Consider the following 14291-nt stretch of genomic DNA (forward strand, 5'->3'; position numbering starts at 1 on the left):
GGAGTGATGATGACTATTTCTCTTGACGCGCTGGCGCAGCTGTTGCGCGACGCCGAACGAACCGGCCAGGCGATCGCCCCGCTGCGCGATATCCTCGGCGTCGACAACGCCGACGCCGCCTACGCTATCCAGCGCCTGAACGTTCAGCACCACGTGGCCCATGGCCGGCGGGTGGTGGGCCGCAAGGTAGGCCTGACCCATCCCAAAGTGCAGCAGCAGCTGGGGGTCAACCAGCCGGATTTCGGCACCCTGTTTGCCGACATGTGCTACGGCGACAACGCCGATGTGCCGTTTGGCCGCGTGCTGCAGCCCAAGGTGGAGGCCGAGATCGCCCTGGTGCTGAAACATGATCTGCCCCATGCCGATACCACTTTTGATGAGCTGTATAACGCCATCGAATGGGTGCTGCCGGCGCTGGAGGTGGTGGGCAGCCGCATTCGCGACTGGTCAATCGGCTTTGTCGACACCGTCGCCGATAACGCCTCCTGCGGCCTGTACGTCATCGGCGGCCCGGCGCAGCGACCGGCGGGTCTGGATCTGAAAGCGTGCGCCATGCAGATGACCCGCAACCAGGAGCTGGTCTCCAGCGGCCGGGGCAGCGAGTGCCTGGGGCATCCGCTGAACGCCGCGGTGTGGCTGGCGCGCAAGATGGCCAGCCTCGGAGAACCGCTGCGGGCGGGGGATATCGTGCTGACCGGGGCGTTAGGCCCGATGGTGGCGATTAACGAGGGGGACAGCTTTGTCGCCCATATTGAAGGTATTGGCTCAGTCGCGGCATGCTTCGTCGCCGCCGGAGAAGGACATCGTGATGCGTAAACGTAAAGTCGCCATTATCGGCTCCGGGAATATCGGCACCGATTTAATGATTAAAATTCTGCGCCACGGCCAGCAACTGGAGATGGCGGTGATGGTCGGCATCGATCCGCAGTCGGATGGCCTGGCCCGCGCCCGGCGCATGGGCGTCGCGACCACCCACGAAGGGGTGGGCGGCCTGATGCAGATGGCGGAGTTTGCCGATATCGACTTTGTCTTCGACGCCACCAGCGCCGGCGCGCACGTCAAAAACGATGCCGCGCTGCGCGAAGCGAAGCCAGGGATCCGCGTCATCGACCTGACGCCGGCGGCGATTGGCCCGTACTGCGTGCCGGTGGTCAACCTTGAGGCCAATCTCCACCAGGGCAACGTCAATATGGTGACCTGCGGCGGGCAGGCCACCATCCCGATGGTCGCCGCGGTCTCGCGGGTGGCGAAGGTGCATTACGCGGAGATCGTGGCCTCCATCGCCAGTCAATCCGCCGGGCCGGGGACGCGAGCGAATATTGACGAATTCACTGAAACCACCTCGCAGGCGATTGAAAAGGTCGGCGGCGCGGGCAAGGGCAAGGCGATTATCGTGCTGAACCCGGCGGAGCCGCCGCTGATGATGCGCGATACCGTGTATGTGCTGAGCGAGATGGCGTCTCAGGAGGCGATTGCCGCCTCGATCGCCGAGATGGCGGCGGCGGTGCAGGCTTACGTGCCTGGCTACCGGCTGAAGCAGCAGGTGCAGTTTGAGGTTATCCCCGAGGAAAATCCGGTCAACCTGCCCGGCGTGGGCCGTTTTTCCGGACTGAAAACCGCGGTTTACCTCGAAGTGGAAGGGGCGGCGCACTATCTGCCGGCGTACGCCGGCAACCTCGATATTATGACCTCGGCGGCGCTGGCGACGGCGGAGCAAATGGCCGGGGCAATGAACAGCGCGGCGGGAGCGACAGCATGAATGGTAAAAAACTCTACATTTCGGATGTGACGCTGCGCGATGGTATGCATGCGATTCGTCACCAGTATTCCCTGGCGAAGGTGCAGCAGATTGCCGGCGCGCTGGATAAGGCGGGGGTGGACTCTATCGAAGTCGCCCACGGCGATGGGCTACAGGGATCGAGCTTCAACTACGGCTTTGGCGCCCACAGCGATATCGCCTGGATTGAAGCGGCGGCGGAGGCGGTCAGCCAGGCGAAAATCGCCACCTTGCTGCTGCCGGGCATCGGCACCCTGCACGACCTGAAAGCCGCGTATCAGGCCGGGGCGCGGGTGGTGCGGGTCGCCACCCACTGCAGCGAAGCGGACGTCGCGGCGCAACATATTGCCTTTGCCCGCGAGCTGGGGATGGACACCGTCGGTTTTCTGATGATGAGCCATATGATCTCCCCGCAGGCGCTGGCGCAGCAGGCGCTGAAGATGGAATCCTATGGGGCGACCTGCATCTACGTGGTGGATTCCGGCGGAGCGATGAACATGAATGACATTCGCGATCGCTTCCGCGCGCTGAAGGCGGTGCTGAAGCCGGAGACCGCCACCGGGATGCATGCCCACCATAACCTGAGCCTCGGGGTGGCTAATTCTATCGCCGCGGTGGAAGAGGGCTGCGACCGGATCGACGCCAGCCTGGCCGGGATGGGGGCGGGGGCGGGCAATGCGCCGCTGGAGGTATTTATTGCCGCCGCCGACAAGCTCGGCTGGCGGCATGGCACCGACCTCTACGCGCTGATGAATGCCGCCGAGGAGCTGGTGCGGCCGCTGCAGGACCGCCCGGTGCGCGTCGACCGCGAAACGCTGGCGCTGGGCTACGCCGGGGTCTACTCCAGCTTCCTGCGCCACAGCGAAGCGGCGGCGGCGCGCTATGGCCTCAGCGCGGTGGATATTCTCGTCGAGCTGGGCAAACGGCGGATGGTCGGCGGCCAGGAGGATATGATCGTCGACGTCGCGCTGGATCTGCTTAACCGCCAAAAATAACAACGGGCGGCTGACCATGCATCAGCCGCCCATCACCTGCTCCGTTTGTCCGGCTATCGCAAAGGTACCCTATGACCAAGATAACGACCGCAAACTCCTCGCGCCTGATGGTCACCATCGGGCTCTGTTTTATGGTGGCCCTGATGGAGGGGCTGGATCTGCAGGCGGCGGGGATCGCCGCCGTCGGCATGGCGCAGGCCTTTGCGCTGGATAAAATGCAGATGGGCTGGATCTTCAGCGCCGGGATCCTCGGCCTGCTGCCCGGCGCGCTGGTGGGCGGCATGCTGGCGGACCGCCACGGGCGCAAACGCATCCTGCTGGGCTCGGTGCTGCTGTTTGGCCTGTTCTCGCTGGCCACCGCGGTGGCCTGGAGCTTCCCGACGCTGCTGCTGGCGCGCCTGCTCACCGGCGTCGGGCTGGGGGCGGCATTGCCGAACCTGATTGCCTTAACCTCGGAAGCCGCTGGCCCGCGTTTTCGCGGCCGGGCGGTGAGCCTGATGTACTGCGGGGTGCCCATTGGCGCCGCGCTGGCGGCAGCGCTGGGGTTCTCTGGCCTTGCCGCGGCCTGGCAGACCATCTTCTGGATTGGCGGCGTGGTTCCGCTGCTGCTGATCCCGCTGCTGATGCGCTGGCTGCCGGAATCGCAGGCGTTTCAACGCGTGGAGACCAGCGTGCCGCTGCGCACCCTGTTTGCCCCGGGGCATGCCGCCGCCACGCTGCTGCTGTGGCTGGGCTATTTCTTCACTCTGCTGGTGGTCTATATGCTGATCAACTGGCTGCCGATGCTGCTGGTAGGCCAGGGATTCAGCGCCAGCCAGGCGGCGGGGGTGATGTTCTCTCTGCAGATCGGCGCCGCCTGCGGCACCCTGCTGCTGGGGGCGCTGATGGATAAGCTTACTCCGTTGCGCATGTCGCTGCTGATATACAGCGGCATTCTGGCGTCGCTGCTGGCGCTGGGCAGCGCGTCGTCGCTGAGCGGGATGCTGCTGGCGGGGTTTGTCGCCGGGCTGTTCGCCACCGGCGGCCAGAGCGTGCTCTACGCGCTGGCGCCGCTCTTCTATCCCGCGGCGATCCGCGCCACCGGGGTCGGCACCGCCGTGGCGGTGGGACGCCTCGGGGCGATGAGCGGTCCGCTGCTGGCCGGCAAGATGCTGGCCCTCGGCACCGGCACCGTCGGGGTGATGGCGGCCTCAGCGCCGGGCATTGTGCTGGCCGGCGTGGCGGTGTTCTGGCTGATGCATCGCCAGCAGCGCGCGGCCATTGTCTGAAGCCTGTCCGGCGGTCCGGCGAAAAAATGCCGGGCCGCCGCCTTGCCTCTGCGCGTGCCCTGGCCTAAGGTAAGACATCATTCTCTGTCGCTTATCGTCTCTATGGCTTACCGCTCCCGCTTGCTCGACGCTATCCCTGGCATCCGCCACGCGTTTCTCGATGTCCACGAAACCGCCGCCTTTCCCTATGCCGAAATGGCGCCGGTGAAGCTGGTCCATGGCAATGAGGTTCATCATTATCAGCAGCCGCTGCCGACGCGCCCGCATGCCGACGCGGTGTTTACCGCCGTCGCCGGGCAAAAGGTGGGGGTGGTAACCGCCGACTGCCTGCCGATACTGATCGCCTCGCGCGACGGTCGCTTCATCTGCAGCGTGCATGCCGGCTGGCAGGGGCTGGCCAGCGGCATTATCGACAACAGTCTGGCGACTTTTCGCCAGCAGGGGGCGGCGCTGGCCGATCTGGTCATCGCCGTGGGGCCGCATATTCACCCTTGCTGTTACGAAGTCTCCGCCGGATTTTATCAGCAACTGCTGGACCAGCCCGGCGGTGACCGGGTGGCCCGGCACCGCCAGCGGCTGTTCCATTCCCGTTCTGGCCCGGTCAGCGATCCGCTCAAAGCCGCGGCGCGCGGCAGCGATAATCTGTGGTTTGATCTGCGCGCTTTCGCTGAAGCGATCTTCGCAGAGGCGGGGATGGCGTCAACGAGCGTTGAATGGCTGGGGAGCTGCACCTATTGCACGCCGCAGTCGCTGGGCTCCTACCGGCGCCGGACCCATTTTCCGGCGCCGAAGAGCTTTCAATACTCGTGGATCATGCGTGAGGCCTGAGTCGCGCTGGCGTTAGAACACCCGAAAACCGTGGGTGCCGTCGCGGGCCAGCTGATCCACCAGGCCGTACTCCCACTCCAGATAGGCCTGCATCGCCTCTGCGGAATTATCGGTCCCTTCATAGGGACGGCGATAGCGGTCCCGGCGCTCGACAGCGAGGCCGGCATCGCCATGGGCCAGCGGCAGACCGGCGGCGATCCACGCCAGCGTCCCGCCGCGCAATACCTGTACCGGCTTACCGGTTAAGACTGCCACCTCGGGCGCCGCGTAGCGGGCCAGCAGGCTGCTGCCGCAGGTCACCACGTAACGCTGGGCGGGAGGGATCGCGTCCAGGGCCTGGCGCAGCTGCGAGCGCGTCAGCCACCACGCGCCGGGGATATGGCGGGCGACAAAGTTGGCGCTGGTGGTGAAATCGAGCACCACCGTACCGGGGTCGTCCAGCTGTTGTGCCAGCTGCGCCGGGCTTATCTCCTCCGCCTGCGGGGCGGGGGGCACTTCGGCGGCCGGTATCCCGCGCTCGCTCAGCTGGCTGGCCGACAGCGCGCTCAGCCGCGCCGTCTCCCAGCCCATCTGCGCCAGCCACGAGCCGGTTATCGCCGCCCGGACGCCATCGTCATCCAGCAACACCATTCGCGCCCCTCGTACGCTGGCGAAGTGATCGGTCTCCTGCACCAGTTGGCCGCCTGGCGCGCTCAGGCTGCCAGGATAGTGGCCCGCCGCGTACTCCTCAGGGCTGCGCACATCAAACAGAAAGGTGGTGCGGTCGCTCTGCTGCAGCCAGCGTTGCAGGGTCGCCTCATCAATGACCGCCACCCCGGCCCGTTCGGCGAGATGCGCCACCTCGGCGGCCCGGGCGCCAGAGGCGCGGGCGGAGGGATCGTATTGCCGCTGCTGCTGGTGCGCCAGCGTCTGGCCGGCCAGCGTCCAGCCGATAGTGCCATTGCGCAGGGCATGGACCGGGTTCGGCACGCCGGCGTTGATCAGCGACTGGGTGCCGATGATGCTGCGGGTGCGTCCGGCGCAGTTGACGATCACCGGCGTTTGCGGGGAGGGCGTCAGGCTCTCCACCCGCAGGGCCAGCTCGCCGCCGGGCACGCTGATGCTGCCGGGGATGCTCATGGTCTGGTACTCATCGAAGCGCCGGGCGTCGACGATCACCACCTCCTGCCGGCTGTCGATGAGCGCCTGAACCTCCCGGGCGCTGAGCGACGGCGTGTGACGCACGCTTTCCACCAGCTCGCCAAAGGCTTTACTGGCGGAGTTGACGTCCTGAAACAGCTCGCCGCCGCTGCGGCGCCAGCCGGCGAGACCCTCGGCCAGCAGGGCCACATCCTGATAGCCCCAGGTCCGCAGTCGTTCGACGGCGATCGCCGCCAGCCCTTCGCCATTGTCGTAGACGGTGATCGGGGTGGTGAAGCGCGGTATCCGCCGGCGCACCTCCAGCTCCAGTTTGCTGAGCGGCAGATTGACGGCAAACAGCGGATGAGCGGTGGCGAAATCGGCCTCTTCACGGACGTCGAGCAGCGCCAGTTCACGACGGTCGAGCAGCGCCTGGCGGATCCCGGCGGCCTGACGGTAAGCGTAAGTGGACATAATGGTTATCCTTGGTGTTCGCGGGAGGGATCCCAGATGTTGGGCACGTGGCGGTTGGCGTAGCCGGAGATAAACGGTTTTTGCTGGCCTTCCGGGGTATACACCGCGCGCTTCACCGCGCCGATGTTGCCGCCGTAAACATGAATGCTGATGGAGACGCGATCCGCCAGCGCATTGCTGACGCGATGAATATCGCCATCGTCAACGGAGACTTTCTCCACCTGGCCTGCCTGCAGGAGCGTGGCGGCGCCCAGCGACCGCGGTATGCCGTCTGCATCCAGCTGGTAGCGTTGATTCTCCTCTGCGCCGCGCAGCATACCAATGGCCCCCCATACCCGGTGGTCATGGATCGGCGTCGCCTGTCCCGGCCCCCAGACGAAGCTGACGATCGAGAAGCGCTCCCCGGAGTCGGCATGCAGCAGATACTGCTGGTAATGGTGCGGGTGCGGCAGGGTGTACTCTTCCGGCAGCCAGTCGTCGTGACGTACCAGCGCCGCCAGCCGTTGGGCCACGGCGTCAAGCAGCGGCGCGGTCTGGTGGTGTTCACGGTGCAGGCGATCAACCTCATGAATAAAATGGCGTAATTTTTCCAGTCGTGGTCCAGTCATGTGCGGTTCCTGTCAGAGGGACTGGTCAAAACGCTAACAGAGGCGTTAATATTATTTAAATGCAATTTACGCATATATTAATATGCAAATTACACATAAGGATCCTATGCGCATCGACGATATTGACGCTCTGCTGGCCACGGTGCAGTTTTCTTCCCTCAATCAGGCGGCGGACTATCTGGGGATCACCCAGTCGGCTATCACCCGGCGCCTGCAGCGTCTGGAGCAGGAGCTGAACGTCACGCTGTTGGCGCGTCAGACCCGCCCGCTGACCCTGACCGCCGCCGGTCAGCGGGTGTACGAGCAGTGCCTGAGCATTAAGCGCGAGACGAAAAAGCTCTACAGCTTGTTGGATCCGCAAGGCGAGCCGCGCGGCGCGCTGCGTCTCGGCGTACCGCAGAGTATCAGCGAGATCGCGCTGCCGGCGGCGCTGGCGGCGCTGAGCCAGCAGTTTCCCGCACTGTCCCCACAGGTCGCCTGCGGCTGGAGCGGAGAGCTGCAGCGCCGGCTGGAAAACGGCGAACTGGACGCCATGCTGGCGATGGGCCCCGCCCAGCAGACCCTCGCCGAGGGCTACAGCGGGCGGCTGCTGTGTCCCCTGGAGGTGGTGCCGATTGCCGCCCGGCGTCTGAATCTGCGGGCGTCGTCGCTGCGGGAGTGCGTCGAACAGGGCTGGATCCTTAACCCCGACGGCTGTGGACTACGCGCCGGGCTCATCCGCGAGCTGCAAAGCCAGGGTCTGCGCCTGAAGCTTAACGTCGAGAGCGCGGGCGCCCAGCTGCAGATGGCGCTGGTGGCGCAGGGACTGGGGCTGGGTCTGGTGCCGCGGGCGGCGCTGGCGGCCAGCCCGTGGCGGGACGAGCTCGAGGTCGTCAACCTCAGCGACTTTCAGCCTGCTGTGTCGCTGTGGCTGATCCACGCCCGGTATCTGGCAAACCTGCAGTCGCCGCTGACCTTTTTCGCCAGCAAAGTGGTGCAACAGCTGACAGTATCCGACTGAAAGCACTATGTATTTTTGTTTAATGCCAGTCTTGCATATTAAGATATGATAAAAATGCATTTTGTTCATTAACACACCCTGTATAGGGTAATGACCAGCGCCGCCGTCGCGGCCACTCCATTACCCTGACGCAAGGAGTTGTTCATGAGCATTCAGTTTCTCGGCATGATTGGCCATCGCCTCTCTTCCGAAACGATTGCCCCGGTGGGGCCGATCTTTGACCGCGACTATATCGTTCGCTTTGCGCAAACCCATGAAGCCGCCGGGTTCGATCGCCTGCTGGTGGGTCACTGGTCCGATCAACCCGACGGCTTTCTGGTGACCGCCCTGGCCGGACTGTCGACGCAGAAAATTCAGTACCTGCTGGCCCATCGCCCCGGTTTTGTCTCGCCGACCCTTGCCGCGCGCAAATTCGCCACCCTTGAGCATCTGCTGGGGGGCCGGCTGGCGGTGCATATCATCAGCGGCGGCAATGACGCCGAGCAGCGCCGGGACGGCGATTACCTCGATCACGACCAGCGCTATGCCCGCACCGACGCCTTCCTTGACGTCGTACGCCGTGTGTGGACCAGTGAGCAGCCGGTAGATATTCACAACGATTTTTATCAGGCCGAACAGGCCTGGTCAGCCATTCGTCCGCTGCAAAAGCCGCATCTTCCCATCTACTTCGGCGGTTCGTCGGAAGCGGCTATCGCTGTCGCCGGCAAACACGCCGACGTCTTCGCCCTGTGGGGCGAGTCGCTGGCGCAAACCGGCGAGACCATCCAGCGCGTGCGCGCCGAAGCGGCGAAACACCAGCGTGATATTGGCTTCAGCGTCTCGTTCCGGCCGATTATCGCCGACAGCGAAGCCGAGGCCTGGGAGAAAGCCGAGCATATCCTGCACGTCGCCACCGAGCAGGCGGCGCAGCGCGGGGGCGGGTTCAAGGCCAAACCGGACAGCATCGGCGCCCAGCGGCTGCGGGCCACCGCCGCGCAGGGCAGAGTGGTGGACAAACGCCTGTGGACCGGCATCGCCCAGCTGGTGGGCGGCGGGCATAACTCCACCGCGCTGGTAGGCACCCCGGAGCAGGTGGCCGATGCGCTGCTCGACTACTACGACCTCGGGGTGCGCAACTTCCTGATCCGCGGATTCGACCCGCTGAACGATGCGGCAGACTACGGCCGGGCGCTGCTGCCGATCGCTCGTGAAAAAGCCGCGCGGCGTGCGGTGGCGGAGCGCGCATCGTGATCCATCCTGAGCGCGACGACTGGGCGCAGCAGCTGACGGCGGTACGCCAACAGATGGCGGAGCAGGCGGCCAGTCTTGACGCCAGCGGCGACTTTCCCTGGCGCAATATCGACCCTCTGCGCGCGGGGGGCTGGTTAAGCCTCGCCGTGCCGCGTGCTTACGGCGGCGCGGGCGCCAGCCTGGCCCAGCTGCAGCAGGCCATCGCCGCCATCGCCTGGGGTGAGCCGGCGACGGCGCTGATCGTCTGCATGCAGTATCTGCACCATTTGCGGCTGGCGGAAAACGACGCCTGGCACGCGCCGCTGCGCCAGCAGGTTTTTCATGATGCCGTCGAACACGGCGGCCTGATCAACAGTCTGCGCGTTGAGCCGGATCTGGGCTCCCCGGCGCGCGGCGGCCTGCCGGACACCGTGGCGAGCCGCCGCGCGGACGGCTGGGACATCAACGGCCATAAAATCTATACCACCGGCATTGAAGGGCTGCGCTGGCTGGCGGTTTGGGCGAGAAGCGATGAGAACCCGCCGCGGGTGGGCACCTGGCTGGTGCCTGGCGACAGCCCGGGGATTAGCGTGGTGAAAAGCTGGGATCACGCCGGGATGCGGGCTACCGGCAGCCATGAGGTGATTTTTCGCCACGTGCGGGTGGCGGCAGAGCATGCGGTGGATGTCTGGCCGGTCGATGCGCCACCCGCCGCTCAGGCGGAACCGTTGCGCCTGTTCGCCAACCGACAGACGGCATTGCTGGCGGCGATCTATGACAGCATCGCCCGCGCCGCTCACGACTGGCTGGTGAGGTGGCTGGCGGGGCGGGTGCCCGCGGGTCTCGGCCATCCGCTTTCCCGCCTGCCGCGGGTGCAGGAGAAGGTCGGGCAGATCGCCGAACTGCTGTTGGTTAACCGCAGCCTGCTGGAGCAGGCCGCTGCGCTGCGCTTTTCCGCCATTGAGGCCAACCTGGCGAAAGTCACTATCACCGACAACGCCATTCAGGCGGTGGATATCGCGCTCGAGCTGACCGGCAATCATGGCCTCAGCCGACAAAACCCGCTGGAACGCCACTACCGCAATGTGCTCTGCGGCCGGGTGCATACCCCGCAGAGCGACAGCGCCTGGCTGGCAGCCGGCCACTTCGTCTTTCAATCACAAGGATAATCACGATGCGTCTATCATTCTCAGGCCGGGTGGCGGCAGCGCTGATGCTGCTGGCGCTGGGCGGTTACGCGACGGCGCAGGAGCGGCTTACCCTGCGCATCGCCGATCAAAAAGGCGGCATGCGTTCGCAGCTGGAGGCGGCCAACGCCCTGCAAAACCTCCCCTACGACATTAAGTGGGCCGAATTTCCGGCCGCCGCGCCGCTGGCGGAAGCCCTTAACGCTGGCGCGGTGGACGCGGGGATCATCGGCGATGCGCCGCTGCTCTTCGCCCTGGCTAACGGCGCGCCGGTAAAAGCGATCGCCGTGGACAAAAGCAACCCGGCGGGGACCGCGGTGCTGGTTTCTCCCGGCAGCGCGATAAAAACCGCCGCCGGGTTAAAAGGCAAGCGCATTGCCACGGGTAAAGGGTCGATTGGCCATTTCGTGGCGCTGAAAGCCCTCGAGCAGGCGGGCATCTCGCCGAAGGAGGTGCAGTGGGTGTTCCTCGGTCCGGTGGACGCCAAAGTGGCGCTGCTTAACGGTTCGGTGGACGCCTGGGCGACCTGGGAGCCCTACACCACCCAGATGGTGAAGACCAACGAGGGGCAGATCCTGGTGAGCGGCAAAGGGCTGCTGCCGGGGAATACCTTCCTTGCGGCAACGGATTCAGCGCTTAACGACCCGCAAAAGCGCGCCGCGCTGCAGGATTATCTCCAGCGCCTTGCCGGCGCCGAGCGCTGGGCCTACGCCAATCTCGACAGCTACGGCAAAACGCTGGGGGAGATCATCCGCTTCCCGGCGGAGATCGCCCGCGCGCAGTTTGCCAACCGTCAGTCGCAGTGGCAGCCGCTGGCGGAGGAAACGGTGACCCAGCAGCAGGCGACGGCCGACTTTTATCTCGCCAACGGTCTGATCCGCACCCGGCTGGACGTGAAACCGACCTTTGACCCCAGCTTTAGCGTGCCCGCCGGGCCGGCCCACGCGGAGGTAACGCCATGACCCCGTCCGCTTTTTCCCGTCGTCGTTTTTTAAAGCTCAGCGGTGGCCTGGTGCTGGCCGGGGTTTCCCTGCCGCTGTGGGCTCACGATATGGCGGAGATGGCCAGCGGCGATGCTCATCCGGCGCTGCGCCTACCGCAGCCGTACAAGATCAAGCTGGCGATCAACAAAAGCGCGGTTTGCCTCGCGCCGGTCGCCGTCGCCGAGCAGCAAAAGATTTTCAGTAAATATAACCTCGACGTTGAGTTTGTTAACTTCGGCAACTCCACCGATGTGCTGCTGGAGGCGATCGCCACCGGCAAGGCCGACGCCGGGGTGGGGATGGCGCTGCGCTGGCTGAAGGCGCTGGAGCAGGGCTTTGACGTCAAGCTCACCGCCGGGACCCATGGCGGCTGCCTGAACCTGCTGACGGCCAAAGCGTCGCCGTTCAACGGCCTTGAGAGCCTGAAAGGGCAAACCATCGGCGTCACCGACATGGCCGGGCCGGATAAAAACTTCTTCGCCATCCTGCTTAAGCGCCACGGTATCGATCCGATAAGCGACGTGCAGTGGAAAGTCTACCCGGCGGATCTGCTCAGCGTGGCGCTGGATAAGCGCGAGATCGCCGCCATCAGCGGCAGCGAGCCGTTCAGCTATCGGCTGCTGGAGACCGGCAAGTATCAGCTGATCGCCAGCAATATGACCGGGGACTATGCCAATCTGAGCTGCTGCGTGCTGGGGGTGAGCGGGAGCCTGGCGCGGGATCATAAACCGGCCGCCGCGGCGCTCACCCAGGCAATCCTTGAAGCGCACAGCTATGCCGCCGAACACCCGGAAAGCGTGGCGCAATCTTTCCTCGCCCATGCGCTCAACACCAGTGAAGCGGAGGTAAGCGGCATTCTGCACGGACAGGGGCACGGCCACCACGCGGTGGGGGAGGCGTTCGTGAAAGAGCTGACGCAGTATGCGGTCGACCTGCAGCGGGTGCAGGTGATCAAACCGGGCACCGATCCCCATCAGTTTGCGGAGAGTATCTATGCCAACGTATTCGCCTGAGCAGGCGCTGGCGCGCCCAACCGGCCGCGCGCCGCTGTGGGGAGAAGGGCTGCTGGCCGCCGCGCTGTGGCTGCTGGGCGGTCTGTTCACCCTGGCCTGGCCCGATGCCGGGCGGCGCTGGCCGTTTAGCGAGGGCTGGGCGCTGGCGCAGTTCGCCTTCGGCGGCGGCTTGCTGCTGCTGTCGCTGAGCTATCGCTACTGGCGAGCGCGCGGCGCGCGCGTGCTGCATGCCGGCAAGTGGCTGGCGCTGCTGCCGGTGCTGTTCGCTGCCTGGGAAGGGCTGACCGCCAAGAGCGGCGTGCTGCCGGTGCCGTTTTTCGCGCCGCCGCAGGCGCTGATCGAGGTGCTGCACGACGACTGGCCGCGTCTGCTCGACAGCCTGCTGCACTCCCTGGGGCTGCTGGGGCTTGGGGTGCTGCTCGGCACCAGCAGCGGGTTCGTCACCGGTCTGGCCATTGGCTGGTCGCAACGGATAGGCTACTGGGTCCATCCGGTGTTACGCCTGCTGGGGCCGGTGCCGTCCACCGCGCTGCTGCCGCTGTGCCTGTTTATCTTTCCGTCAAGCTTCGGCGCCAGCGTGTTTTTGATTGCGCTGAGCACCTGGTTCCCGGTCACGGTGCTGACCTGGTCCGGGGTCATCGGCATTGACAGGGCGTGGTACGACGTGGCGCGGACCCTCGGCGCCAGCCAGCGTTTCCTGATCCTGCGGGTGGCGATCCCCGCCGCGCTGCCGAACGTCTTTGTCGGCCTGTTTATGGGGCTTGGCGCGTCGTTTTCGGTGCTGATTGTGGCTGAAATGGTGGGGGTGAAGTCGGGGATCGGCTTTTACCTCCAGTGGGCCCAGGGCTGGGCGGCCTATCCCAATATGTACGCCGCGCTGCTGGTGATGGCCTTGCTGTGCTCCGGCCTGATCAGCGGATTATTTATGCTGCGCGATAAGCTGCTGAGCTGGCAGCGGGGAGGGATGCAATGGTAACCGCGACGTCAGGTTCGCAGACGATAGTGCGCGGCGCGGCGGTATCGATAAGCCATCTTCATCACGCGTTTACGCTCGGCAAACAGGCGGTGCCAGTGCTGGAGAATATCAGCCTGCAGCTGCGGCCAGGGGAAAGCGTGGCGCTGCTGGGCCCTTCCGGCTGCGGTAAATCCACCCTGCTGCGGCTGCTGGCCGGGCTGGAAGCGCCGCAGAGCGGACAGATGCAGTTCGACGGCGCGCCGCTCGGCGCTCCGGGGCCGGAGCGCATACTGGTGTTTCAGGACCCGACGCTCTATCCCTGGCTGACCGTGCGGCAGAACGTGCTGCTGGGCCCGCAGGCGCAGGGCAAAAGAGGGCTGGAAGCAAAGGCCGACGCGCTGATTGACCGCATCGGTCTGCAGGCCTTCAGCGAGGCGTGGCCGCGGCAGCTGTCAGGGGGGATGGCGCAGCGCGCCGCGCTGGCGCGCGCGCTGTTGAACGAGCCGCGCCTGCTGCTGCTCGACGAGCCGCTGGGCAAGCTGGACTCGCTGACCCGCATCAGCATGCAGCGGGAGCTGATCGCCCTCTGGCAGCAGCAGGGGTATACCAGCCTGCTGGTGACCCACGATATCGAAGAGGCGCTGCTGCTGTGCGAGCGGGTGCTGGTGATGTCGCCGCGTCCGGGGCGGATTATCGCCGAGTTCGCGCTGCCGCTGGCCTTTCCCCGCCACCGCGATAACCCGCAGCTGCTGCAGCATCGTCAGGATATATTGCGCATCCTCGGCCAGGAGGAGGACTGGTAGGGTAAACGCACTCCCCGGTGGCGGCTGCGCCTTACCGGGCCTGCGAACTCGAGAGGAAGGGGGAAGGACCGC

The 14291-nt window shown here is 65.5% G+C and carries 13 protein-coding genes and 1 pseudogene; 12 read left to right on the top strand and 2 right to left on the bottom strand.

From position 1 onward, the window contains the following. Positions 1–9 precede the first annotated feature (9 nt). The 5 genes from mhpD to ACOI7Z_RS21855 all read left to right on the top strand — a co-directional run bounded on the left by mhpD (position 10) and on the right by ACOI7Z_RS21855 (position 4868). Positions 10–816 carry a 2-keto-4-pentenoate hydratase gene (gene mhpD / locus ACOI7Z_RS21835; RefSeq protein ID WP_087849316.1) on the top strand — a complete coding sequence of 269 codons (807 nt, stop codon included), beginning with the start codon at positions 10–12 and terminating at the stop codon, positions 814–816. Then, positions 809–1759, top strand: coding sequence for an acetaldehyde dehydrogenase (gene mhpF, locus ACOI7Z_RS21840; protein WP_087849315.1), 951 nt, complete (start codon positions 809–811; stop codon positions 1757–1759). Before mhpD ends, mhpF begins: the two co-directional genes overlap by 8 nt. Beyond that, positions 1756–2772: a 4-hydroxy-2-oxovalerate aldolase gene (gene mhpE, locus ACOI7Z_RS21845; RefSeq protein ID WP_087849314.1), complete on the top strand. Its 1017-nt coding sequence runs from the start codon at positions 1756–1758 to the stop codon at positions 2770–2772. The genes mhpF and mhpE overlap by 4 nt, the downstream gene beginning before the upstream one ends. A gap of 71 nt (positions 2773–2843) precedes the next feature. Continuing rightward, complete coding sequence (gene mhpT / locus ACOI7Z_RS21850; RefSeq protein ID WP_065881353.1) at positions 2844–4040, top strand: 3-(3-hydroxy-phenyl)propionate transporter MhpT; 1197 nt, start codon at positions 2844–2846, stop codon at positions 4038–4040. A gap of 102 nt (positions 4041–4142) precedes the next feature. After that, positions 4143–4868, top strand: coding sequence for a polyphenol oxidase family protein (locus tag ACOI7Z_RS21855; protein WP_087849313.1), 726 nt, complete (start codon positions 4143–4145; stop codon positions 4866–4868). Positions 4869–4880: 12 nt separating this feature from the next. Here ACOI7Z_RS21855 and ACOI7Z_RS21860 read toward each other — a convergent pair whose 3' ends face one another. Continuing rightward, positions 4881–6461 carry a rhodanese homology domain-containing protein gene (locus ACOI7Z_RS21860; protein WP_087849312.1) on the bottom strand — a complete coding sequence of 527 codons (1581 nt, stop codon included), beginning with the start codon at positions 6459–6461 and terminating at the stop codon, positions 4881–4883. Positions 6462–6466: 5 nt separating this feature from the next. Continuing rightward, positions 6467–7069 (bottom strand): cysteine dioxygenase, encoded by a 603-nt coding sequence (locus tag ACOI7Z_RS21865; protein WP_087849311.1) that lies wholly within the window; start codon positions 7067–7069, stop codon positions 6467–6469. A gap of 106 nt (positions 7070–7175) precedes the next feature. Between ACOI7Z_RS21865 and ACOI7Z_RS21870 the strand changes: the two genes are divergently transcribed. From ACOI7Z_RS21870 to ACOI7Z_RS21900, 7 genes and pseudogenes are all read left to right on the top strand, one after another. Beyond that, entirely contained in the window at positions 7176–8069 is an 894-nt protein-coding gene (locus tag ACOI7Z_RS21870; protein ID WP_087849310.1) for a LysR family transcriptional regulator, read from the top strand. Between the two features lie 144 nt (positions 8070–8213). Beyond that, positions 8214–9309, top strand: a pseudogene (locus ACOI7Z_RS21875) (LLM class flavin-dependent oxidoreductase). Further along, positions 9296–10447 carry an acyl-CoA dehydrogenase family protein gene (locus ACOI7Z_RS21880; RefSeq protein ID WP_170927843.1) on the top strand — a complete coding sequence of 384 codons (1152 nt, stop codon included), beginning with the start codon at positions 9296–9298 and terminating at the stop codon, positions 10445–10447. Before ACOI7Z_RS21875 ends, ACOI7Z_RS21880 begins: the two are co-directional and overlap by 14 nt. 5 nt (positions 10448–10452) lie before the next feature. Beyond that, a complete protein-coding gene (locus ACOI7Z_RS21885) occupies positions 10453–11427 on the top strand; it encodes an ABC transporter substrate-binding protein (RefSeq protein ID WP_048335943.1) in 975 nt (324 codons plus the stop codon). After that, on the top strand, positions 11424–12461 hold the full coding sequence (locus ACOI7Z_RS21890; RefSeq protein ID WP_072413325.1) for an ABC transporter substrate-binding protein: 1038 nt from the start codon (positions 11424–11426) through the stop codon (positions 12459–12461). Before ACOI7Z_RS21885 ends, ACOI7Z_RS21890 begins: the two co-directional genes overlap by 4 nt. Continuing rightward, positions 12442–13437, top strand: a complete 996-nt coding sequence (locus ACOI7Z_RS21895) for an ABC transporter permease (RefSeq protein WP_087849309.1) — start codon at positions 12442–12444, stop codon at positions 13435–13437. The genes ACOI7Z_RS21890 and ACOI7Z_RS21895 overlap by 20 nt, the downstream gene beginning before the upstream one ends. Further along, positions 13431–14219 (top strand): ABC transporter ATP-binding protein, encoded by a 789-nt coding sequence (locus tag ACOI7Z_RS21900; protein ID WP_050533327.1) that lies wholly within the window; start codon positions 13431–13433, stop codon positions 14217–14219. The genes ACOI7Z_RS21895 and ACOI7Z_RS21900 overlap by 7 nt, the downstream gene beginning before the upstream one ends. Positions 14220–14291 lie beyond the last annotated feature (72 nt).

The sequence above is a fragment of the Klebsiella sp. C283 genome (assembly GCF_048822555.1).
GTDB lineage: Bacteria > Pseudomonadota > Gammaproteobacteria > Enterobacterales > Enterobacteriaceae > Klebsiella > Klebsiella quasipneumoniae.